At 58.2% G+C, this 22,794-nt stretch carries 23 protein-coding genes and 1 tRNA gene; 16 read left to right on the top strand and 8 right to left on the bottom strand.

From position 1 onward, the window contains the following. Positions 1 to 91 precede the first annotated feature (91 nt). From DYE40_RS10395 to DYE40_RS12370, 5 genes are all read left to right on the top strand, one after another. Positions 92 to 2,293 (top strand): TonB-dependent hemoglobin/transferrin/lactoferrin family receptor, encoded by a 2,202-nt coding sequence (locus DYE40_RS10395; protein ID WP_115309038.1) that lies wholly within the window; start codon positions 92 to 94, stop codon positions 2,291 to 2,293. Positions 2,294 to 2,433: 140 nt separating this feature from the next. Beyond that, complete coding sequence (locus DYE40_RS10400; RefSeq protein ID WP_115309281.1) at positions 2,434 to 3,201, top strand: heme/hemin ABC transporter substrate-binding protein; 768 nt, start codon at positions 2,434 to 2,436, stop codon at positions 3,199 to 3,201. Between the two features lie 228 nt (positions 3,202 to 3,429). Next, on the top strand, positions 3,430 to 4,368 hold the full coding sequence (locus DYE40_RS10405) for a FecCD family ABC transporter permease (RefSeq protein ID WP_115309039.1): 939 nt from the start codon (positions 3,430 to 3,432) through the stop codon (positions 4,366 to 4,368). Positions 4,369 to 4,386: 18 nt separating this feature from the next. Then, positions 4,387 to 5,118 carry an ABC transporter ATP-binding protein gene (locus DYE40_RS10410; protein WP_115309040.1) on the top strand — a complete coding sequence of 244 codons (732 nt, stop codon included), beginning with the start codon at positions 4,387 to 4,389 and terminating at the stop codon, positions 5,116 to 5,118. A gap of 107 nt (positions 5,119 to 5,225) precedes the next feature. Then, a complete protein-coding gene (locus tag DYE40_RS12370; protein ID WP_147286630.1) occupies positions 5,226 to 5,666 on the top strand; it encodes a hypothetical protein in 441 nt (146 codons plus the stop codon). Positions 5,667 to 5,884: 218 nt separating this feature from the next. Here DYE40_RS12370 and coaBC read toward each other — a convergent pair whose 3' ends face one another. Further along, positions 5,885 to 7,072, bottom strand: a complete 1,188-nt coding sequence (coaBC, locus tag DYE40_RS10415) for a bifunctional phosphopantothenoylcysteine decarboxylase/phosphopantothenate--cysteine ligase CoaBC (RefSeq protein WP_115309041.1) — start codon at positions 7,070 to 7,072, stop codon at positions 5,885 to 5,887. Positions 7,073 to 7,132: 60 nt separating this feature from the next. On the opposite strand from coaBC, the gene DYE40_RS10420 reads away from it, so the two are divergent. The 4 genes from DYE40_RS10420 to DYE40_RS10435 all read left to right on the top strand — a co-directional run bounded on the left by DYE40_RS10420 (position 7,133) and on the right by DYE40_RS10435 (position 12,702). Beyond that, positions 7,133 to 7,861: an SDR family NAD(P)-dependent oxidoreductase gene (locus DYE40_RS10420; RefSeq protein WP_115309042.1), complete on the top strand. Its 729-nt coding sequence runs from the start codon at positions 7,133 to 7,135 to the stop codon at positions 7,859 to 7,861. A gap of 136 nt (positions 7,862 to 7,997) precedes the next feature. Then, positions 7,998 to 10,760: a DNA gyrase subunit A gene (gene gyrA, locus DYE40_RS10425; protein ID WP_115309043.1), complete on the top strand. Its 2,763-nt coding sequence runs from the start codon at positions 7,998 to 8,000 to the stop codon at positions 10,758 to 10,760. 295 nt (positions 10,761 to 11,055) lie between these two features. Next, complete coding sequence (locus tag DYE40_RS10430; RefSeq protein ID WP_115309044.1) at positions 11,056 to 11,634, top strand: DUF4240 domain-containing protein; 579 nt, start codon at positions 11,056 to 11,058, stop codon at positions 11,632 to 11,634. Positions 11,635 to 11,922: 288 nt separating this feature from the next. Further along, complete coding sequence (locus DYE40_RS10435) at positions 11,923 to 12,702, top strand: TrmH family RNA methyltransferase (RefSeq protein ID WP_115309045.1); 780 nt, start codon at positions 11,923 to 11,925, stop codon at positions 12,700 to 12,702. Between the two features lie 383 nt (positions 12,703 to 13,085). Here the strand turns inward: DYE40_RS10435 and DYE40_RS10440 are convergent. The 4 genes from DYE40_RS10440 to DYE40_RS10455 form a co-directional block, all read right to left on the bottom strand. After that, positions 13,086 to 13,171: transfer RNA gene (locus tag DYE40_RS10440), tRNA-Leu, on the bottom strand. Positions 13,172 to 13,183: 12 nt separating this feature from the next. After that, positions 13,184 to 13,525, bottom strand: coding sequence for a preprotein translocase subunit SecG (gene secG / locus DYE40_RS10445; protein WP_115309046.1), 342 nt, complete (start codon positions 13,523 to 13,525; stop codon positions 13,184 to 13,186). Between the two features lie 4 nt (positions 13,526 to 13,529). After that, complete coding sequence (gene tpiA / locus DYE40_RS10450) at positions 13,530 to 14,285, bottom strand: triose-phosphate isomerase (RefSeq protein WP_115309047.1); 756 nt, start codon at positions 14,283 to 14,285, stop codon at positions 13,530 to 13,532. Positions 14,286 to 14,408: 123 nt separating this feature from the next. After that, positions 14,409 to 15,278 carry a lipid A biosynthesis lauroyl acyltransferase gene (locus tag DYE40_RS10455; protein WP_115309048.1) on the bottom strand — a complete coding sequence of 290 codons (870 nt, stop codon included), beginning with the start codon at positions 15,276 to 15,278 and terminating at the stop codon, positions 14,409 to 14,411. Positions 15,279 to 15,377: 99 nt separating this feature from the next. On the opposite strand from DYE40_RS10455, the gene rbfA reads away from it, so the two are divergent. From rbfA to DYE40_RS10480, 5 genes are all read left to right on the top strand, one after another. Next, positions 15,378 to 15,749, top strand: coding sequence for a 30S ribosome-binding factor RbfA (gene rbfA / locus DYE40_RS10460; protein WP_115309049.1), 372 nt, complete (start codon positions 15,378 to 15,380; stop codon positions 15,747 to 15,749). A gap of 4 nt (positions 15,750 to 15,753) precedes the next feature. After that, positions 15,754 to 16,284, top strand: coding sequence for a hypothetical protein (locus DYE40_RS10465; protein WP_115309050.1), 531 nt, complete (start codon positions 15,754 to 15,756; stop codon positions 16,282 to 16,284). Between the two features lie 178 nt (positions 16,285 to 16,462). Further along, positions 16,463 to 16,939 (top strand): hypothetical protein, encoded by a 477-nt coding sequence (locus DYE40_RS10470; protein ID WP_115309051.1) that lies wholly within the window; start codon positions 16,463 to 16,465, stop codon positions 16,937 to 16,939. Beyond that, on the top strand, positions 16,936 to 17,853 hold the full coding sequence (truB, locus tag DYE40_RS10475) for a tRNA pseudouridine(55) synthase TruB (protein ID WP_115309052.1): 918 nt from the start codon (positions 16,936 to 16,938) through the stop codon (positions 17,851 to 17,853). The genes DYE40_RS10470 and truB overlap by 4 nt, the downstream gene beginning before the upstream one ends. Before the next feature lie 134 nt (positions 17,854 to 17,987). Beyond that, positions 17,988 to 18,644, top strand: coding sequence for a TetR/AcrR family transcriptional regulator (locus DYE40_RS10480; protein ID WP_115309053.1), 657 nt, complete (start codon positions 17,988 to 17,990; stop codon positions 18,642 to 18,644). Positions 18,645 to 18,772: 128 nt separating this feature from the next. On the opposite strand, the gene DYE40_RS10485 is transcribed toward DYE40_RS10480, so the two are convergent. Continuing rightward, positions 18,773 to 19,612 (bottom strand): DUF4198 domain-containing protein, encoded by an 840-nt coding sequence (locus DYE40_RS10485; RefSeq protein ID WP_115309282.1) that lies wholly within the window; start codon positions 19,610 to 19,612, stop codon positions 18,773 to 18,775. Positions 19,613 to 20,050: 438 nt separating this feature from the next. Here DYE40_RS10485 and DYE40_RS10490 point away from each other — a divergent pair, with 438 nt between their 5' ends. Both DYE40_RS10490 and DYE40_RS10495 read left to right on the top strand, forming a co-directional pair. Beyond that, on the top strand, positions 20,051 to 20,482 hold the full coding sequence (locus DYE40_RS10490) for a PACE efflux transporter (protein ID WP_115309054.1): 432 nt from the start codon (positions 20,051 to 20,053) through the stop codon (positions 20,480 to 20,482). A 710-nt stretch (positions 20,483 to 21,192) separates the two neighbouring features. Next, positions 21,193 to 21,855: a hypothetical protein gene (locus DYE40_RS10495; RefSeq protein WP_115309055.1), complete on the top strand. Its 663-nt coding sequence runs from the start codon at positions 21,193 to 21,195 to the stop codon at positions 21,853 to 21,855. A gap of 355 nt (positions 21,856 to 22,210) precedes the next feature. On the opposite strand, the gene DYE40_RS10500 is transcribed toward DYE40_RS10495, so the two are convergent. Beyond that, positions 22,211 to 22,399, bottom strand: coding sequence for a hypothetical protein (locus DYE40_RS10500; protein ID WP_115309056.1), 189 nt, complete (start codon positions 22,397 to 22,399; stop codon positions 22,211 to 22,213). A 76-nt stretch (positions 22,400 to 22,475) separates the two neighbouring features. Next, positions 22,476 to 22,751 carry a hypothetical protein gene (locus tag DYE40_RS10505; RefSeq protein WP_115309057.1) on the bottom strand — a complete coding sequence of 92 codons (276 nt, stop codon included), beginning with the start codon at positions 22,749 to 22,751 and terminating at the stop codon, positions 22,476 to 22,478. Positions 22,752 to 22,794: the final 43 nt, after the last annotated feature.

Genomic DNA, 22,794 nt, shown 5'->3' on the forward strand with positions numbered 1-22,794 from the left:
GGCCTTTATTATTTTTCATTATTACTTGCACGTTTTAACATTTGGCGTTATAAATACAAACCATTTTTAATCCTTTAACGAGTTTGTAAAGATGAAACCCAAAATTCTTGCCTGCGCCGTTGCCGCACTCTTTTCCCCCGCCCTGTATGCCGCCGATGCCGCCGAATCCGACGCATTGGAAACCGTGGTCGTAACCGCCGACCGCAACGCGCAAACCCTCGACAAAGCCGCGCCGAACGTATCCGTTATCGGCCGCCAAACCCTCAACCGCGCCGCAGCGTCCAATATCGACGACATCGTCCTCTACGAGCCGGGCGTGGAAGCCCCGTCCGACAACAACCGGCGCGGCCATGCCGGTGTCAGCATACGCGGCATCGGCGGCAACCGCATCCTCATGATGGTGGACGGAGTCCGCATCCCAGAAGCCTACGAAGGCGGCGGCACCAACGGCGCCATCTCCGGCCGCGACATGGTCGAACCCGACACCCTCAAACAAACCGACATCGTCAAAGGCCCCTACTCCGCGCTCTACGGCAGCGACGCGCTCGGCGGCGTGGTCAATATGGTTACCTACTCGCCGCGCGACTTCGTCGATGCCGACAAACGCGGCCACTTCGGCCTCAAATACGGCTGGCGCAGCCGCGACAACAGCCACGGAGCCACCGCCTCCTTCGCCGGTTTCCACGAAAACGCCGAAGGCCTGCTGATGATTACCCGCAGGCAGGGGCACGAAACCGAAAACATGGGCGCAAACGAAAGCTACACCACCGCGCGCACCGCCTCCAACCCGCAGAAAAACAAAGCCTACAACATCCTGGCCAAAGGCAGCGTCGGTAATGCCAACCACCGCTTCGAAACCCTATACGAGCTTTTCCGCCGCAAAAACGACACCGTTCTTGCCAACGGCCTGGGCAGCTCCGTGCGCGGTCCCGTTACCACCGCCACCACCCTCAACGAAGCCTACGACCGCATCCGCCGCGAGCGCATCGCCGCAGGCTACCGCTACACCGGCGAAGGCCGTCTGAAAGAAGCCGACATCAGCCTGTACCGCCAGAAAATGAAAAGCGACGACGACGCCATCACCTCCTCCGTCTCCACCAGGGGCGGCCGCACCACCGCCGACAGCACCCGCTATTCCGACTACGGCTTCGAGCAGACCATACGCGGCATCACCTCGCGCGGCGTATGGGATCTCCAAACCGGCGCAATCCGCCACACCATCGTAGCCGGCGCGGAATACAAACACACCGAAACCGCCCGCCCGCGCGACAGCCTCACCGTCGACAACCTCACCGGCGCCACCAGCAAAATCTACGCCGGCAGCACCTTCCCCAACAAAACCTTCCCCGACAGCCGCCGCAAAACCTTCAGCCTCTATGCCCAAGACAGCCTCACCTTCGGCAACGGCATCATCCTGACCCCCGCGCTGCGTTACGAAAAAGACAAGCTCGACACCAAAGTCGACGAAGCCTACCGCAACGCCAACCCCAATTCCGCCAATATGCCCAAATTCAGCGACTCCGCCCTTACGCCCAGCCTGCGCCTGAGCGTGCCTGTGGGCAGCCGCTTCACCGGCTTTGCCACCTACTCGCAGGGCTTCCGCACCCCGCCCTTCGACAGCGCGACCATGGCCTTCGCCAACACCACCTACGGCTACGCCGTCGTGCCCAACCCCAACCTCAAATCCGAACGCTCCAACAGCTTCGAGCTGGGCATGAAGTTTAAAAACGAACGCGCCAAAGCGCAGCTCACCGCGTTCTACAACCGCTACAAAAACTTCATCGGCCAAACCCACATCGGCACCGCCATCATCGGCGGCCGCCCCATCCTGCAATACCAATACCAAAACCTCGACCGCGTGCGCACCTACGGCCTCGAAGCCGCCGCCGCCTACAAAATCGGCGGCGGCTGGCAGGCAAATGCAAGCGTTGCCTGGATGCGCGGCAAACAGGCCGACGGCCGCCCGCTCGACTCCGCCTACCCCCTCAACGGCGTAATCGGCATCGACTACGCGCAGGAAAAATGGGGCGCGGGTACGAAACTGCGCTGGGCGACAAAACAAAACCGCACCAGCTCGAGCACCATATTCCAAACCCCCGGCTACGGCGTATGGGACACAGGCGTATGGTACAAACCCGTGAAAAACGTCGAACTGAGCGCGAACATCTACAACATCGGCGACAAAAAATACTGGCAGCACGCCGACGTGGCCGGACTCCAATCCTCCGCCCTCAACGACACCTACACCGACAGCGGCCGCAACTTCGCCATCGGCGCACATATCAAATTCTAAAACCACGCGGGGCGGATACCGTTTTCAGACGGCCTCCGCCCCAATTCAGGCCGTGCCGCCCGCCGGCACATCTTCCATACCGCGCAAGCGGATTGACGAAAGAAAAACCCGTGAATACCAAGCTCCCCGCCCTCGCCCTGATGCTCGCCCTCGCCCTCGCCCTCCAAGCCCACGCGCAACGCATCGTCGTACTGACCCCCGACGTGGCCGACGTAGTCGTCGAACTCGGCGCGCTCGACGAAATCGTCGGCAAAGACCAAACCGTGCAAAACCCCGCACTCAAAGGCAAACCCAGCATCGGCATCCACCGCCGCCTCACCGTCGAACCCATAGCCGCCGTCAAGCCCGACATCGCCATCGGCTCGTGGATGGCGCAGCCCGAAAGCATCTTCGAACACCTGAAAAAAGCCGGCATCAACGCGGTAAACGTCGCCCCCGACGACAGCATCGAAGCCTATCCGCAAAGCATACGCCGCATCGGCGGGCTCATCGGCAGACAAGCCCAAGCCGACAAAGCCGCCGCCCAATGGCAGGCAGGCATGAAGCAGCAGCCCGCCAACGGCAAACGCTATCTGTTCAGCTACGACGGCCGCATCGTATCGGGCAAAAACACCGCCGCCGACGAAATCATCCGCCGCGCGGGCGGCAGCAACGCCGCCTCGATGATAGACGGCCTCAAACCGATGACCCGCGAAGCATGGACGGCCGCCAAGCCCGACATCATCATCATCGCCGACCACAACACCGCCATGATCGGCAGCGTGAAAGAATTTGCCGCCCGCCCCGAAATCGCCGCCACCCCCGCCGCCAAAAACGGCAAAATCTACCTGTGGAAAGCCAACGATATGTTCCGCTACGGCCTGGACACACCGCAAATCGTGCGCAAGCTGAACGCGCTGGGCAAATAAAACGCACAGGCCGTCTGAAAACACCGCTTCGGCCCAGCCAAAGCCGTTTCCCCGTTTTCAGACGGCCTGCCAACGGTAGGGTGTGTCGCCCAAAGCGACGCACGCATTCCCCGCCACGCAGCAAATCCGCGCCTGTCCGCAAAACAAAAACGCGTGTACGCCGCAGGGCAACACCCGTACAAATCCAAGAGGCCGTCTGAAAACCTCCACCAAGCGAAACCCCTCACCATGAAACCCATCCCCCTCATCATCGGCATCATCTTCACCGCCGCCGCCGTCTGGTTCTGCTGCGGCATCGGTTTCGGCGGCTGGGACTGGCCGCACAATATGGACGAAACCGCCCGCCAAATCCGCCTGCCGCGTATTTACACCGCGCTCTTGGTCGGCGCGGGTCTGGCCGCATCGGGCGCGGCCTTGCAGGCCTTGTTTGAAAACCCGCTGGCCGACCCGAGCCTGATCGGATCGTCGGGCGGCGCGGCTTTGGGTGTGATTTCCGTGATCGCGCTGGGCGGCGGCGCAGTGAGCGTGCCGGTGGCCGCGTTCTGCGGCGCGTTGGGCGTGTGCCTGCTGATTCTGGCCGCACACCGGCTGGTGGGCGGCGGCACGCCCGGGCTGCTGGTGTTGGGCTTCGTATTGAGCGCGTTTGCCGGCGCGGCAGTCAGCATGATTCTGTTTCTTTCCGACGACATGACCCTGCGCAGCGCGAGCAACTGGCTGGCCGGCAGCCTGTCGGAAGCCGGCTTTTCCTCGCCGCTTCTGGCCTTGGGCAGTATGCTGCCGGGCTTTGTCCTGCTCCTCTCGGCCGGACGGCGGCTGGATGTGCTGATGACGGGCGAAGACACCGCCGTCAGCATGGGCGTATCGGTCGGCCGCGTGCGCGTGCAAACCGTGGTCGGTGCGGCCTTGATGACCGGCGGCGCGGTGTCGCTGGCGGGCATCATCGGCTTTCTCGGCATGATGATCCCCAACGTATTGGCGCAGGCCGTGGGCGGCGGCCGCAGCCGCCTCACCGCGCTTTCGGCCTGGGCCGGCGCGGTGTTTTTAATGCTGGTAGACGGCATCTCGCGCTGGCTCACCTACCCCGTAGATCTGCCCGCAGGCATCGTCATCGCCCTGCTCGGCGGCCCATTCTTCCTGTATCTGTTCCTCCGCTCCGCGCAACGCTGAATTTCAGACGGCCACATCATGACCACGCACACCTTCCAAGTCCGCAAGCTCCACGTCGCCGTAAAAGGCAAAACCCTGCTGTCCGTTGACGCGCTCGACTTTCCCGCCGCCAGCATGACCGCCGTCATCGGCCCCAACGGCGCGGGCAAATCCACCCTGCTGCGCGCCCTGATCGGCCAAACCGGCCAAGGCGAAATCCTGCTCCACGGCGCACCCGCCGCGCCGCAGGTGCGGCAAGGCAAAGCCGCCTGGGTCGGCCAGCACGGCCGCTACAATATGCCCATGAGCGTGCGCGGCTACATCGGCCTGGCCGCCTACGCCAAAAAAGGCCGTCTGAACCACGAACAGGCCGACGCGCTGCTGGCCTATTTCGATCTCGCCGCACTCGCCGGCAAACGCATCGGCAGGCTTTCCGGCGGCGAACAGCAACGCGCCAACATCATCCGCGCCCTATTGCAGGACGCGCCCGTCCTGCTGCTCGACGAGCCGTGCAACCACCTCGACATCCGCCACCAGCACCGCCTGATGCAGCACCTGTCCGGCCGCAAAGCCGACACCTCCGCCGTGATGGTGCTGCACGATCTCAACCTCGCCGCGCGTTATGCCGACCACGTCATCCTGATGGACAAAGGAAAAGTCGTCGAAACCGGCAGCCCCGAAGCCGTGATGCGGCCCGAGCTTTTGGAACAGGTTTACGGCTGGCCGATACGCCGCTGCGAAGACAAAGACGGCTTTTATTTCAGAAGCTGACCCGTCCGGCCGCAAGGCAGACAGGCCGTCTGAAAGCACGGCTTTGCCGCAGCCGCAACCGCCCGCTCCCGCCGCCCCGTTTTTCAGACGGCCTGCCCAAAAGTAGGGTGTGTCGCCCAAAGCGACGCACGCGTTTCCCGCCACGCAGCAAATCCCTCCTGGCAGCAAACCACAACCACACCCGCCGCAAGCCATACATCCCGCACCAACACCAAAGGCCGTCTGAAAACGCAGCGTATGCTTTTTCAGACGGCCTTTCCAAAAGTAGGGTGTGTCGCCCAAAGCGACGCACGCGTTCCCCGCCACGCAGCAAATCCCTCCTGGCAGTAAACCACAACCGCATCCGCCGCAAAGCCATACATCCCGCAAACACCAAAGGCCGTCTGAAAACGCAGCGTATGCTTTTCAGACGGCCTGCCCCAAAAGTAGGGTGTGCCGCCCAAAGCGACGCACGCGTTTCCCGCCACACAGCAAATCCCGCCCAGCAGCAAGCCACAACCGCATCCGCCGCAAAGCCATACATCCCGCAAACACCAAAGGCCGTCTGAAAACGCAGCATATGCTTTTCAGACGGCCTGTCCCAAAAGTAGGGTGTCGCCCAAAGCGACGCACGCGTTCCCCGCCACAGCAAATCCCCGCCTTGCAGCAAACCACAACCACACCCGCCGCAAAGCCATACATTCCGCACAAACACCAAAGGCCGTCTGAAAACGCAGCATATGCTTTTTCAGACGGCCTCTATACATCTGGCGGCGCGGGTCTCCGCCTATCTCCCGTCCAGCAGCTCCGCGATTTTTGCCGCCACCGCCGCCGCCGCACGGTCTTTGCCGCCGGCAGGCAGCACGGTTTCCCCGCCTTCCCCGATCAGGGTAATTTGGGTATCGCGCCCGCCCATCGCCACGGAAACGTCGTTGGCCGCAATCAGCGGAATGTTTTTTTTCAAACGCTTGGCGCGGGCGTATTCCAAAACATTGCGACTTTCGGCGGCAAAGCCGACGCAGAAAGGCGGATTCGGCAGGGCGGCGGCGGCGGCGAGAATGTCGGGGTTTTCTTCGAGTTCGATAACGGGCGGTGCGCCGCCGCCGTCTTTTTTCAGCTTGTGTGCGGCGGCGTTTTTCACTTTGTAGTCGGCCACGGCGGCCACGGCGATGAACACGTCGCTTGCCGCCGCGCGTGCCATCACTTCGCGGTACATCGCTGCGGCACTCGGCGCGTAAACGGTTTCATACAGTCCGGCAGGCAGGGCGGCCTGCATCTGCCCGTATACGAGCGACACCTGCGCTCCGGCGGCGCGGCAGGCGCGGGCGAGTGCCGCGCCCATGGTGCCGCTGGACAGATTGGTAATGCCGCGCACGGGGTCTATGGGTTCGAAGGTGGCTCCGGCGGTAATCAGCACCTTGCGGCCGCGCAGGCTTTTTTCCGTCCACAAATCGGGCAGCAGATCGGCAAGGGCGGCAGCTTCGGCCATCCGCCCCTCGCCGCTTTCGCCGCAGGCCAGATCGCCCGATTCCGGCGGGAAAACGGTGATGCCGTCGGCAACAAGCTGCGCGATGTTTCTTTGGTTGGCGGGATTGCGCCACATCTGCACGTTCATCGCCGGCGCAACCGCCAGCGGGCAGTTGCGGGCGGCGGCCAGCACGGCGGGCAGGTTGTCGGCAATGCCGCACGCGATTTTGGCGATGATGTCGGCACTGGCGGGAGCGATAAGGAAAACGTCGGCGGCACGGCCGAGGTTGATGTGCGCCATGCCGTTGCCCGCGCCGCCTTCGTGCGTGTCGCTCAAAACGGGATTGCCGCTGAGTGCCTGAAAGGTAAGCGGGGAAACAAATTCCGTGGCGGCGCGGCTCATCGCCACGCTGACTTCGTGTCCCTGTTTTTTCAACAGGCGCACAAGTTCGCAGGATTTGTAGGCGGCAATGCCGCCGCTGATGCCGAGCAGGATGTGTTTGGACATGGCGGGATTCCGTTGCGGGTAAAATGGCGCGCATTGTAACGCATCGGGAAAGGACGTTTTATGCGCAAACTGATCATCACCGGACATACGCGCGGGCTGGGTGCCGCACTGGCGCAGCTTTATCTGCGGCAGGGACGGCAGGTATTGGGCTTGGCACGGGGCGGGGCCGCTTGGAGGCCGTCTGAAAACCTGCGGCAGGTAAAGATAGACTTGTCCGACGGCGCAGCCCTGTCCGCGCTGCTTTCAGACGGCCTGCTGCGGGATTTTCTGGCAGGCGCGGAAGACATCCTGCTCATCAACAATGCGGCGGCGGTATCGCCCAATGCGCTTTTGGGGCGGCAGAGGCCGTCTGAAATTCTTGCCTCCGTGTCCCTGAATATTGCCGCGCCGCTGCTGCTGGCAAACGCAGTACTGGCGGCGCGGCCGGCGGGCGTGCCGCTCGACATCCTGCACATCGGCAGCGGCGCGGGGCGCAAAAGCTACGCCGGCTGGAGCGTATATGGTGCCACCAAAGCCGCGCTCGACCACCACGCCCGCTGCATGGCGGCGGAAGGCCATGCCAAGCTGCGCGCCGTCTGCCTTGCCCCGGGCATAGTGGACACGGATATGCAGGCACAAATCCGCGCATCCGACGCGGCAGCCTTTCCCCTGCATGCGCACTTCGTATCGCTGAAAAACCAAAACAGCCTGCAAACCGCACAAGAAACAGCGGCAAAGATTGCGGCCTACATCGAATCGCCCCACTTCGGCAAAGATGCGGCAGCGGACATACGGGATATTTGTCCGTAAGCCGCACCCCCATTTCCGCCCGCCATCCGCAAAGCGGCAGGCCGTCTGAAAACGCGGCATCCGGCTTTTCAGACGGCCTGCAAGCCTTTTGTGTTAAAATCACGCCTTATTTTTGTTCCCGCAAGCCACTCCCACCATGACCGACGATACCATCCGCCACGACCACAAATTCGCCCTCGAAACCCTGCCCGTCAGCCTTGAAGACGAGATGCGCAAAAGCTATCTCGATTATGCGATGAGCGTGATTGTCGGCCGCGCCCTGCCCGATGTGCGCGACGGATTGAAGCCCGTACACCGCCGCGTGCTCTACGCCATGCACGAGCTGAAAAACAACTGGAACGCGGCCTACAAAAAATCGGCGCGCATCGTCGGCGACGTAATCGGTAAATACCATCCGCACGGTGATTCTGCGGTATACGACACCATCGTGCGTATGGCGCAGCCCTTTTCCATGCGCTACGTTTTAATCGACGGACAGGGCAACTTCGGCTCGGTGGACGGCGACGGCGCGGCTGCCATGCGTTACACCGAAATCCGCATGGCCAAAATCGCCCACGAAATGCTGGCCGACATCGAAGAAGAAACCGTCAACTTCGGCCCCAACTACGACGGCAGCGAACACGAGCCGCTGGTTCTGCCTACCCGCTTTCCCGCACTCCTGGTCAACGGCTCGTCCGGCATCGCCGTGGGCATGGCCACCAATATTCCGCCGCACAACCTCACCGACACCATCAACGCCTGTCTGCGCCTCTTGGATGCGCCGGACACCGAAATCGACGAACTCATCGACATCCTGCAAGCCCCCGACTTCCCCACCGGTGCCACGATTTACGGCCTCTCCGGCGTGCGCGAAGGCTACAAAACCGGACGCGGCCGCGTGGTGATGCGCGGCAAAACCCATATCGAACCAATCGGCAAAAACGGCGAGCGCGAAACCATCATCATCGATGAAATTCCCTATCAGGTAAACAAAGCCAAGCTGGTGGAAAAAATCGGCGAACTGGTGCGCGAAAAAACGCTGGAAGGCGTGTCCGACTTGCGCGACGAGTCAGACAAATCCGGCATGCGCGTCGTCATCGAATTGAAGCGCAACGAAAACGCCGAAGTGGTGCTCAACCAGCTCTACAAACTCACCCAGCTTCAAGACAGCTTCGGCATCAATATGGTGGCACTGGTCGACGGCCAGCCGCGCCTGCTCAATCTGAAGCAGATTTTGGCCGAATTTCTGCGCCACCGCCGCGAAGTCGTTACCCGCCGCACCCTGTTCCGCCTGAAAAAAGCCCGCCACGAAGGCCACATTGCCGAGGGCAAGGCGGTTGCGTTGTCGAATATCGACGAAATGATCCGCCTGATTAAAGAATCCGCCGACGCGCCCGAAGCCAAAGAAAAACTGCTTGCCCGTGCATGGCGCAGCAGCCTGGTGGAAGACATGCTCGGCCGTACCGATCTCGACTTGCGCATGGCACGTCCCGAAGGCCTGAGTACCAAACTCGGCCTGCAAAGCGACGGCTACTATCTGAGCGAAATCCAAGCCGACGCAATTTTGCGTATGAGCCTGCGCAACCTCACCGGCCTCGATCAGGAAGAAATCGTAGGCGACTACAAAAACATCATGGCCAAAATCATTGATTTTCTGGATATTCTCGCCAAGCCCGAACGCATCACACAAATCATCCGCGAAGAATTGGAAGAAACCAAAGCCAATTTCGGCGACGGGCGCAAGAGCGAAATCAACCCGTTTGGCGGCGACATTGCCGACGAAGACCTGATTCCGCAACGCGAAATGGTGGTAACGCTCACCCACGGCGGCTACATCAAAACCCAGCCGACCACCGATTACCAAGCCCAGCGGCGCGGCGGACGCGGCAAACAGGCGGCCGCCACTAAAGACGAAGACTTTATCGAAAGCCTGTTTGTCGCCAACACCCACGATTACCTGATGTGCTTCACCAATCTCGGCAAATGCCACTGGATTAAAGTGTACAAGCTGCCCGAAGGCGGCCGCAACAGCCGTGGCCGGCCGATTAACAACGTTATCCAATTGGAAGAAAACGAAAAAGTCAGCGCAATCTTGGCCGTGCGCGAATTCCCCGAAGACCAATACGTCTTCTTCGCCACCGCGCAGGGCATGGTGAAAAAAGTGCAGCTTTCCGCATTTAAAAACGTGCGCAGCCAAGGCATCAAAGCCATCGCGCTCAAAGATGGCGACTGCCTGGTCGGCGTGGCGCAAACCGGCGGCGCAGACGACATCATGCTGTTTTCCAATCTCGGCAAAGCCATCCGCTTTAACGAATATTGGGAAAAAACCGGCAGCGACGAAGCCGAAGATGCCGATGGCGAAAACGATCACGACGTTTCAGACAGCCCATCCGACGACGAAAACGAAGAGGGCGGCGACACCGCCGTTATCAGCGGCAAACACGGCGTGCGCCCGAGCGGACGCGGCAGCGGCGGCCTGCGCGGTATGCGTCTGCCCGCCGGCGGCCGCATCGTCAGCCTGATTACCTTTGCGCCGGAACGTGCCGGAGACGAAACCCTGCAAGTGCTTACCGCCACCGCCAACGGCTACGGCAAACGCACCCCGATTGCCGATTACAGCCGCAAAAACAAAGGCGGACAAGGCAATATTGCCATCAATACCGGCGAGCGCAACGGCGATTTGGTGGCCGCAACCCTGGTGAGCGAAAGCGACGATTTGATGCTGATTACCAGCGGCGGCGTACTCATCCGTACCAAAGTCGGACAAATCCGCGAAACCGGCCGCGCCGCGCAAGGCGTGCGCCTGATTAATCTCGACGAGGGCGAACAGCTCGTCAGCCTCGAGCGCGTGGCCGAAGAGCCGGAAGACATCTCTATCGAGGACGAAACCGGTGCAGCGGAAAACGGTACGGAAGAATAAAAACTCAACCGAAAGGCCGTCTGAAAACCCGTTTTCAGACGGCCTGAACCTTAACTTCCCGCAACATAGCCCGTTTATGTATCTTTCCATGCACCGGCCTATTCAAAAGCAAGCAGATACAGACCAGCTGTCTGATTTTTACACACCGCAACCCGGGCAGCCTGAAAACGGCGGCTACTTGGCGGTTTGCCGAAAGGGCGAGATACCATTTGAGCCATACGACCCCGATGGATATTCCGATAACGAAGACTGATATTCAGGCAGCCCTGACCATCCAAGCACAAAGAGCAAAAAGATGAATGTATTTCACTCCGTATCCGAACTGATGGACGAAGCCCGCTTTTGGCAAATCATCAACCAATCGCTTGCCGAAGCCGAAGCCGCACACGAATACGGCGATGAGCAGCAAGACGCGCAAGTTGCCGCACTGACCGATGCGCTTATGGCATTGGACCGGCAGGAAATCGCCGCTTTTGAAAACCGCTTTTACCAGCTGCATTGGTTTTCTTACCGCCAAGATTTGTGGTGCGCGGCGTATTTGATGTGCGGCGGCTGCTCGGACGATGGCTTTGATTATTTCCGCTATTGGCTGGTATCGCGCGGCGAAGCGGTTTTTCAGACTGCCTTAGCCAAGCCCGATAGCTTGGCGGATTATCCGTTTGTAACCGCAGACAATGATTACTATGAATTTGAAGCCATTGCTGCCGTGGCAAACGATGTGTTTGCAGAAAAATTTGGCGGCGAGTTGTACGAATACACCGCCTTCCGTACCGAAATTCCTCAAATGGAATTTGAATGGAGCGATGAAGACCCCGAAAGCATGAAACGCATTTGCCCGAAACTGTTTGCAAAATTTAAAGAACAATGCTTTTAAATGGACTTTCAGGCTGCCTTTGGCAATTAAGGCAGCCTGAAATCACAAAATGTCCTTTATCATCCAAGCCATTTCGCGCCATTTCAGACCCGCTCACGCAATCATCCATACGTGGCAGACGACGCATCGTGCCGACCAACCCTGTTGGAACAATGCAGGTGGCCGCAGCGGACGACAGGCCGTCTGAAACCCTTGCCAACAGCTCCACAACCGCATTATGCCTTCTGCAAAGCGGCATTAGCCCCAACCGGCCTCCCCTATTTTCAGACGGCCTCCCGTCCTACCGCCATGAAACAAATCATCTCGCCCCACAACAGCCAACTCAAACACCTCGCCAAACTCGGCACATCCGCCAAATACCGCCGCGAATGCCGCCAGACCGTTCTCGAAGGCACACATCTGCTTGACGCGCTGCTGCAAACCGGCACACAGCCGCAACAGGTTTACCTCGCACAAAGCTGTTTGGACAAACCCGAAATACAGAATCTGCTTTCACGGATACCGCCGGCACACACCACCGCCGTCGAAGACCGCCTGCTCGCCAAAGCCTCCGCCCTTGCCGACGGCGGCAGCATCCTCAGCCTGACCGGCATCCCGGAAACCGCCGCCCCGCCGCAAAGCGGCGACTGCGTAGTGCTCGAACACATCCAAGACCCGGGCAACATCGGCACCATCCTACGCAGCGCGGCGGCGGCAGGCATATACCAAATTATTGCAGACACAGGCTGCGCCGATCTCTGGTCGCCGAAAGTGCTCCGTTCCGCCATGGGCGCACACTTTCTGCTGCGCCTCTATCCCGCCGCCGACCTGAAAGCATGGCGGCAAAGCTACGAATCCCCCCTATTCGCCACCACCCTTGCCGAAAACAGCATCAGCCTCTACCGTATCAACCTGCGCCAACCGTGCGCCTGGCTGTTCGGCAACGAAGGCGGAGGCATTACTCCTGCCGCCGGAAACGCCGCAACGCATACGGTCAAAATCCCCATGTCCGGCGCAACCGAATCCCTCAATGTCGCCATGGCCGCCACCGTATGCCTGTTTGAACAAATGAGACAACGGCTGGGGTAAAACGCAGGAGCCAACCTGCATCATTCGTCAAACGGCATACCATTCCATCCGTATATATATATATATATATAGCGGAATAAAACAGATAAAGATACAAAACAGCAAGACGCAGACAATATGGCAAGACGTAGCAACGCCGTAGATTTTTTATTTTGTCCCACCACCTGTCCGCACCTGCCCATCCAAAAGCGGGCCGTATTGTCCAAACAGGCTGAAACTGGTGCATAGCGGCCATTTCCAAACACTTCCAAGCCCTTTTCTTTTACTGCTTTACTGAAAGGCCGTCTGAAACAGCGTTTCAGACGGCCTTATTATCTGCGGATAGGCAAACAGGCTGGTACGGACAAAAAAACAGCCCGAAAAATCGGGCTGTTTTTTCATGTTGGTGCCGACAGCGAGACTTGAACTCGCACGATCTAGGATCACTACCCCCTCAAGATAGCGTGTCTACCAATTTCACCATGTCGGCAGAAAGACTGCTTTATTTTTTCACTTCACCGGAACTGTCAGACCCGGCAGGCTGTGTTTTTGTTTGGCTGCTTTGCTGTACGTTGCTGAAATCCAGCTTATGTTTGCCAGAATGGCTGTATATATAAGTGAGAGCCAGGCAGCTCGCGAAAAACACCGCCGCTACAATATAAGTGCTGCGACTAAGGAAGTTTCCGCTACCGGCAGAACCGAATACGCCTTGCGCACTACCGCTGCCGCTGGCAAACGAAGCACCTGCATCCGCACCTTTTCCGTGCTGCATGAGAACGAGCAGGATAATGGCTAATCCGGCAAAACCGTTCAAAATCATAATCAGGGTTTTAAATGCTTCCATAAATTCAGGCTTGTTCTGCAGATCGGATAATGGCGGAAAATTTTTCGCAGGAAAGTGAAGCTCCGCCTACGAGTGCGCCGTCAACATACGATACGGACAATATTTCCGCAGCGTTTGTTTCGTTCACGCTTCCGCCATAAAGAATGCGGATATTAGCACCTTGATTGCCGTATGACAAGACTTCGTTGTAAATAAAGCGGTGCATTTGTGCAATTTGTTCTTTATTTGCTACTTTTCCCGTACCGATTGCCCAAACCGGCTCGTAGGCGACGGCGAAAGTATCGCTTGCCAAGCCTTTCAACACCGACAATTGGCGGGCGACTGTATTTTCCTCATTGCCGCTTTCGCGCTCTTGCAGGTTTTCGCCGACGCACAGCAGCGGGATGAGTCCGGCATCAAGGACGTTTTGGATTTTCTGTCTGCGTATTTCGTTGTTTTCACTAAAATACATACTGCGCTCGGAGTGTCCGACCAAAACCATTTCTACGCCTGTGTCTTTCAGCATTCCGGCGGAGACTTCGCCGGTGTATGCGCCGGTGCCGGGGAAGCGGCTGACATCTTGGGCGCAGGTAAGGATGCGGTTGTACGGGGCGTTTTGCACGGCGTTGCGCACCTGTTGCAGATAAACGGCGGGCGGGGCGATGCCGATGCAGACGTTTTCCTGCGGCGGCAAGGCACAGATTGCGGACAGCAGTGTGGCGTTTTCTTGCAGGCAGCCGTTCATTTTCCAGTTGCCGACCACCCATTTTTTATTCCACATAGTCTTTCAAACTTTCTGATTTCAAGCGGGGCGCGATTGTACCCGAATTATCGGAGGCCGTCTGAAAACGCATCTTGCTGCGTGCCGGTATGTCTGCAACGGTTTTATGCATCGGGACGGCTGTCAGTAAAACCCGGCTTCGCCTTCGGGGCGGGTTTTAAAGCGTTTGTGCAGCCAGTAATACTGCTCGGGCTGTTCGCGCACGCGCTCTTCGATAAAATCGTTCATGCGCTGTGCGTCGTCCGTCGGATTGCCGGTGGGGAAATTTTCCCATGCCGGATAGAAACGCAGTTCCACCGTGCCGTCGGCGTGCCGCGTCGGGATGGCGGGGATGACTTTTGCGCCGGTTAGTGCGGCAATGCGGCTCAAGCCGGCGATGGTGGCCGTCTGTATACCGAAGAAGCGGACAAATACCGAATCTTTGCGCCCGAAATCCTGGTCGGGCAGATAGAGAAACGGGGCATGGCTTTTTTTAAGCTGTTTGATGATGGCGCGCAGGCCTTCGGTGCGTCCGATAAGGAAAACGTTGCCGTAACGGTGCCGGCCTTTGAGGATTTGCGCGTCGAGTGCGGCGTTTTTCTGGTGGGAATACATGCTGATCAGCGGCACGTCTTGGTTGAGTGCGTACACGGCCAGTTCGAATGCGGTGAAATGCGGATAGAGCAGGATGACTTTTTCTCCTGCCGATAGTGCTTCGTCGAGATAATGTTTGTCGCGGCAGCGCACCAGCTTTTTCAGACGGCCTGCATTGCCGTACCAATACAGGCCGTATTCCGCCACGAGAATGCCCATGTGTTTGAAATGTGCTTTGAGTACCGCTTCGCGCTTGTCCGCGCTCCATTCTGGAAAACATTTTTGCAGATTGGTGCGGCCGATGCGGCGGCGCGGCGCAACCAGCCAGTAGGCTGCCAAGCCCAGCATACGGCCTGTTTTCTGAATCATGGAAAACGGCAGAAGCTGTATCAGATACAGGAAGGCAAACAGAATCTTCATACGGGTTTTCAGACGGCCTGGCAACGCAAAGCGGGCATTATACGGCAATTGGGCTATAATGCGCCCCGACTTGCCACCCGCTTTTCCGAGGACTACCAAATGAACAAAAACCGCAGGGGCTGCGCCCGCCAAGACCGCGTCAGAGAGCAAATCATGCGCGAGCTGGCCGAGCTTGTGCGCACCGGTCTGAAAGACCCGCGCGCGGGCTTCATCACCATCAACGAAGTGGAGGTAACGCGCGATTACAGCCACGCCACCGTGTTTTACACCGTACTCGACGATGCAACCCGTGCCGTTACCGAAGAAGCCCTGGAACACGCCAAAGGCCATCTGCGCAGCGAATTGGCCAAACGCATCAAGCTGTTCAAAACGCCCGAGCTGCATTTCAAATACGACCAGTCGCTCGAACGCGGCATGAGCATTTCCGGCCTGATAGACCAAGTGGCTGCCGAAAAACCTGTGGAAGACTAAACCGATGGCACACCTTATCCTGCACCCGCTCGAAGGGCTGGAAGTTGCCGGCAGAGGCCGTTTGGATTTCGGCTGCCGTAAAGAAGCCGCGCTCTCGCTGCTGGGCGAGCCGTGCAGCAGCAACGACCACGCCTTTTATTACGAAACGCTAGACTGCCATGTGTATTTCGACGCACAGGGCATAGTTGATTTTTTCGACATACCCGAAGGCCCTTTCCTGCAAAGCGGCAACAGCGTGGAAATCTACGGGCAGGACCCGTTCTCCCTGCATGCGGACGGCCTCTACACCCTTTTGGCGCGGCACAACGGCACGGCGAAAATCACCGGCGACGCGCCCTATTCCTACCGCTTCTGCGGCATCAACACCGCCATCTGGCGCGAAACCTACGAAGACGAAATCCGCCAGATGATGGCCGAATACCCGCACGAAGCCGAGCTGCTCGCCCTCGAGCTGCCCAAAGGCAACAACTATTGGAGCATAGGCATAGGCTCGGCCGACTGTTACAGCAAAAAGCCCAAACGCTGCCTGCCCTAAACGCCGCAAAGGCCGTCTGAAAATGCGTTTTTTATTTTAAAACCCGCTTTTCAGACGGCCTCAATACGGCGGAAACCCCTGTAAAACAAGCGTACGGGGCTTGCGCAGCGCAAACTGCAAACAGGCCGTCTGAAAACCGTTTTTCCTTTTTCAGACGGCCTCACAACAAGAAAACGCCATGCCGATTCATCTGATTGCCAGCATCTGCCTCATTCTTTACTGCGTTTTTTACGCGGCAAACCTGCGCCGCGCCCGCACCGCAGCCATCCTTCCCGCAGGCTGCAGCGGCTTGGCGTTTTCCGTGGAAAAAAGCGGCTGGTATTCCGTTTGGCTGCACGCTCCTTCCGCACCCGCCGCCGCGCCGCCGTTCGCGCTGGCCGACACCGCAGGCAGCAGAAAAAACCTGCTGTCCGCCCTATTCCACGCTTCCTTTGCCCGCAGCGGCGGCAGGGAAACCCTGCTGTATTACGGCCGTCTGAAAAAAGGCGCGTACCGCTTTGAAAGCGGCAGCGCGTATCCCGCCCGTTTTCTGATCAAGAAAACCGTGCCCGAATGGCCGCTTGCCATCCCCGCAGCCGTCATCCTGCTGCCGTCCGCATGGTGGCTGCTGCCGCTGCTTCCCGCCCTCTTTCTCCTGTTCCGACCCAAGCCATGACTGCCAAACCTGCCAAACGCCCGGTACACGGCGTACTCCTGCTCGACAAACCCGCCGGCCTGTCCAGCAACACCACCTTGCAGAAAGCCCGCCGCCTCTACCGTGCCGAAAAGGCGGGGCACACCGGCGTACTCGACCCGCTGGCCACAGGGCTTTTGCCCGTGTGCTTCGGCGAGGCGGCCAAATTCGCCCAATACCTGCTCGATGCCGACAAAGCCTACACTGCCACGCTCAAATTCGGCGAGGCCAGCAGCACCGGCGATGCCGAAGGCGAAATCGTCGCCACCGGCCGCGCCGACATTGCCGAAGCCGAATTTCAGACGGCCTGCGCCGCGCTGACAGGCTCCATCCGCCAGGTGCCGCCGATGTTTTCCGCGCTCAAACACGAAGGCAAGCCGCTTTACGAATACGCCCGCAAAGGCATTGTGATCGAACGCAAGCCGCGCGACATCACGGTTTATTCGATTGAAACCGAACGCTTTGCCGCGCCCGAAGCCGTCATCCGCGTGCGTTGCAGCAAAGGCACCTACATCCGCACCCTCTGCGAAGACATCGCCAAGCAGCTCGGCACGTTCGCCCACCTCACCGCCTTGCGCCGCACCGCAACCGCCGGTTTCACCCTTGCCCAAAGCCACACGCTCGAAGATTTGGCCGCACTCGGCGAAGCGGAACGCGACGCGCTGCTGCTGCCCTGCGACGTGCTGGTACGCCACCTGCCCGAACTGGTTTTGGACGGCCGCGCCGCCGAAATGCTGCGCTGCGGCCAATGTCCGCAGTTTGCGGGCAGTGTCCGCGCCGACAGCCCCCTGCGTGTTTACAGCCAAAGCGGCCGCTTTATCGGCCTGGCCCGCTATCGGGAAAACGAAGGCCGTTTGCAGGCACTGCGGCTGATGAGTACCGCACAAACCGAGTAAACGCAGACACACGGCAGGCCGTCTGAAAAGCACGTTCAGACGGCCTCAAACACTTAAAATCGCGAGACAACACAGAAAAGACACAAGGCCGCAGATTTTTTTATTTTGCGCTGTTTAAAAACAAAGGAACAAGCATGGCCAAAGAAACCCGGGGCAACACCTACAACCGCATACTCGATGCCGCGCTCAAGCTCTTCAACGAAGAAAGCGAACGCGCCACCACCACCAACCACATCGCCGCCCATCTCGGCATCAGCCCGGGCAACCTCTACTACCACTTCCGCAACAAAGACGAAATCATCCTCCAACTCCACCACCGTTACAGCGGCAGCATGATGGCCTGGATACGCGAAGCCGACGCACCGCAAAGCCTCGCCGACGTAGCCGCCTACCTCAACGGCATCTTCGACATCATGTGGGACTACCGCTTCCTGTTCAGCGACACCAACGCCCTGCTCTCGCGCAATGCCGAACTTTTGGGCGACTACAACGAATTTACCCGCGCCAAAGCCTCCCCCCTCGTCCTGCACTATCTCGAACACCTGGCCGCCATCGGCATTTTGCGCGCCGACAAGGAAGACCTGCAAAACCTCGCCCTCAATATGTGGATTATCACCAAATACTGGTTCGACCTGCACGGCTCCGTCCGCCGCAGCGGCAAGCCCGCCGCAGACACCAAACACCTCGGCGTACTGCGCAACCTCAGCCTGCTCAAACCCTATATCGGCCCGGAACACCGCTCCGCCTTCGCCGCCATCTGCGCCGGACTCAAAGGGGAAGCGGGCAAATAAACGGATGCGGATAAACGATGTGCGGCAAAACCCAGCCCATCCGCGCATTTTCCGCCAAACACACAAGAGGCCGTCTGAAAAACATTTTCAGACGGCCTCTTGTCATTTCCTGCACGCTTGCTACGCGCTTAATGGTGGTGATGGTGGTGGTGGTGCGCTTCGGTGTTGGCACGTTCGCTGCCGATCGGAATAATCAGCGTGGAATAGGCAGCCGATTCGCCGCAGACTTTGCTGTCGCCAAACGGGGTTTTGTGTACCACTTTCACTTTCCACAGCCCTTCGGCCAGCGGCAGGATATTGACTTTGCCCTGCTTGTCGGTTTTGCCGGAAAAGGCCTGCGGCTCGCGGTGGTCGTGGGCGGCTTCGATGTCGCGCGCAACAATGGTGTCGGCGGTGGCGGTAACCGTTGCGCCGGCCAGAGGCTCGCCCTGATACAGAATCTGCACCGGAAACAGCGCGCCCTCTTTGGCGGCATTCGGATTGTCCAGCGGCACGATTTCAAGGGTTTGCCCGATGGGGCGGCTGATGGCGGCCTGATCAACCGCGCCGTCGACAATCACAATGCTCTTGCCGAACATCCGGCTCTGTTCGCAATACACCGCCTCCGGCCGTTCGGACAGGCTTTTCTGCGCCCATTTGCCCGCCGCGTCTTTCGACCAGAAAGTCGGCTTGTACATCGCGCCGACAATATAGCTGCCTTTTTTCAGACGGCCTGCGGTGTATTGGTAGTTTTCCCCCTGCCGCTTCATCGCCGTGGTGGTCCCTTTCGGCGTGGTCAGCGTCAGCGGCACGAAAATATGTTCGCGGTCGGCGGGGATTTTTTCGGCATGGGGGAAATTGTGGCTGTATGCCAGCTCGGCGTTCAAAACGTCGGCGGAAGACAGCTCGGCGGGCGCGTTCACCCAAACTTCATGCGCCTGCGCAAAGGCGGCGGTACACAGCAGCGCGGCAAGGAGGGATTTTTTCATTTTTTCTTCCTGAATAAAGTAATCGGACACAACACAATACGGCAAACAGAGCAACAAAATGTCTGCTTGTTTTGTTATGGTATTACATTTGTAAAAACAGGACAAGACGGGAGGAAAATGCCGATGGATAAGATGCGGCAGCAAAACGGTTTTTGATTGCAAGGCCTTTCAGACGGCATATCAAAAGCGTGAGGCCGTCTGAAAATAAAAAATATTTTCAGACGGCCTTTCTTTCAGCAACCGCAGCAGACAGACACACCTTACCGTACTGCACAAACCCATGACGGTTCAAAATCATGCCCCACAAAACGCCTTTGGTGTTCCGCAGCCTGATTTGCCGGCCATCCCGCCGCAGCCCGCCCTCCCGCGCCGCTACGGCTGTTTTTCCGCCACGGCCGGTGGTATGATGGCTGCGTTTCAGACTACTTTACTGTTTTTATGGGCATTTACGAACGTATTTTCCATTCCGTTCTGTATGAAATTTCATCGGTAGCTTTTGCCGCGCTGGTGCTGCTGGCGTTTACCGACCACCGCATAGGCGCGGTTTCGGGGGCTATGTTGGCGGTGATTACCGCCAGTATGCTGTGGAATTTCGTGTTCAATATCCTGTTTGACCGCATCGTCAAAGGCCGGCGCGAACTGCGCGGCCCGCGCATCCGACTGGTACATACCCTGCTGTTTGAAGGCGGCCTGGTGCTGCTGACCACGCCGATACTTGCCTACATGCTCGATTTGACGCTGGTGCAGGCCTTTGTTACCGACATCGGCATCACCCTCGCCGTGATGGCCTATACCTATGTGTTCAACTGGGCATACGACCACACCCGCCTGCTGTTTGTACGCCATCACGGGCAGCCCGCCGCCCGCTGATTCCGCCGTCTGCATCCCCGAACCGCACAAAAACCTGCCTGAAATCCGCTTGCTGCGCGTGATTTCAGGCAGGTTGTGTTTTCCGGCTCTGTGCCGCAGACGGCCTCTTGCTTGCACGCTAACGTCCTATGTAGGGTGTGTGGCACAGCCACGCACGCGGTTTGAAGGTTTCAGACGGCCTCTGCATTCGAATGGTTCAAACGCGTGCACCGCAGGGACGGCACACCCTACTTTAACAGCAAAAGCCGTCTGCAAACGGACTTTGCGGATTACGGTTCGACGGAAACGGTTGCCGGAAGTTTCGTCAGTGCACAAATGCGGTTTCGGAAAACCAAAAGGCCGTCTGAAAACCGTATTTTCAGACGGCCTCTTGCTTGCACGCTAACGTCCTATGTAGGGTGTGTGGCACAGCCACGCACGCGGTTTGAAGGTTTCAGACGGCCTCTGCATTCGAATGGTTCAAACGCGTGCGTGGCTGTGCCACACACCCTACGGCGGGCGAAAACAGAGAAAAGGCCGTCTGAAAAACGCAAACAGAATGTCGGACGATAATGGGAGGGGCCTTGCAAAACGTCATGCAAGAATCTGTTTTATCCAGCTCTCTTGAGCCTTGTTCCAATAGGTCTGCGACTTATCCTGACCTTACCTGGTGCAAACCATTAAAATACCGCTTTCAGGCTGCCTGCTTGCCAACCGAATGGAAAAACCGCATGACCATTTACCGCTACCGCCATCCCCCCGTTACCGTTGCCTTTGTCTGCTTTGCCTGCCGCATCAAAACCACGCGCAGCAAATGTGCCCGCGTGAACGAGCCTGCCGTGCTGTGTCCGCAATGCCGCCGCCCCTGCGACAATATTGGCGACCGCCGCCCCGTGCCGCCGCGCCGAAGCGGGCAGGCATGGCAGAAAATGGAACGCGACTACCGATCTCTGCAACAGCGCATTTTGGCCGCGTACCAGCAATGGCGGCGCGAAGCGCGCAGGGCGGCTCTTTCGCATTGGCAATTGGCGCAAAAATTGAATTTGCCCGATATTGTGGCGCGTGATGAATTTTGGTTGGAAAAGTTGGACGCGCTGCCCGATGTGCCGTATGCGGCAAAGATGCCGTATCTGCGGGACTGGCTGGGCGCAGCCGCCGGCAATACGGCATGGCACAGCCATTTGGGGCAGGCCTATCCGCATGAATTGCAAGAGTTGGCAGACAAGCCGTTTAACAAAGGGCGGCAGGCGCAGATTGACGAGCGCGTTGCCCGCCATAACCGTCTGCATTTGCACGATTGGTTTGGGGAGTTGGTCGAGGCCTGCACGGTTTACCACGGCGAGCATTGGTATGACCGCGAGGTACACGAATGGGTGCGGGATTTGTGGGAGTGATGGGCAAACAATGGGGCGGCATCGGATAAGCCGCCCGCCGCAGGCATGGTTTTTATTCTGCCTCTTCTTGTTCCAGCATTTTTTTGGCCTCTTCTGCTTGTTTCGTCAATTCTTTTGACACCTTCAAAATATCCGCATTGCCAAGCCAAAATCTTTATAGTTTGATGCTGATTTTCAGGCTGCTTTTCTATCTGCCTTACGCCAATTCTTCATGCACCATTTCGCGCACCGCGCCCGCATCATCTATCAATTCAATGCCAATCGCATCTATGCCGTCGCGCTGCAATTGTTCAAACGGAATCGTCCCGCCGTTCGCCAGCCTGACACGGCCGCTTTCATCGCAGAAATCATCACGTTATTCTTCGTAATCAATGTTGTAAAACACGCTGACACGGATTTGGTACAGCCGGCCGTCCAAGTCTTGCAGCGGGCGGTTATCGATTTGCGCCGGACTGTATTCGTCGCACAGCATGGCGTTGTAGCCGTGTAATGCGCCGTCAAACAGCACGGCTTCGCTGCCGCTGGCGGGATCGACGGCAAGCATTTTGGCGGGTGCCTGCTCGGTGGCAAGCAGGCAATCTACACTTGCGGTCTTTCCGTTTGTTTATTTTCGGCTTCGATCATATCGGTTTATTGCCTTTAAACACTGAAAAATTCTCCAATTTTGCCCCTTTGCTCAAAATATGTCTTATGGCAGATTTCAAGGTGGCAAATTCATTGATTTCTTCTATTTCATAATCTTCAGCCTGGTCTAACTTATCCAGCCGTACAGAAGAGTAATAAGTTAAAAAACGGTTGTTATTGTTTTTTATGGCAAATAGTTGGTGATGTTCTTTGCCGTCTTTGCAAATAATTTCTTCATAACCTTTGGTTTGTAAATTTTTCAGAATCATCATTTAGTCTTGAACCATATCTATGTGCATTTGGCAAACCAAGCTG

This window comes from Kingella potus (genome assembly GCF_900451175.1).
Classification (GTDB): Bacteria; Pseudomonadota; Gammaproteobacteria; order Burkholderiales; family Neisseriaceae; genus Neisseria; species Neisseria potus.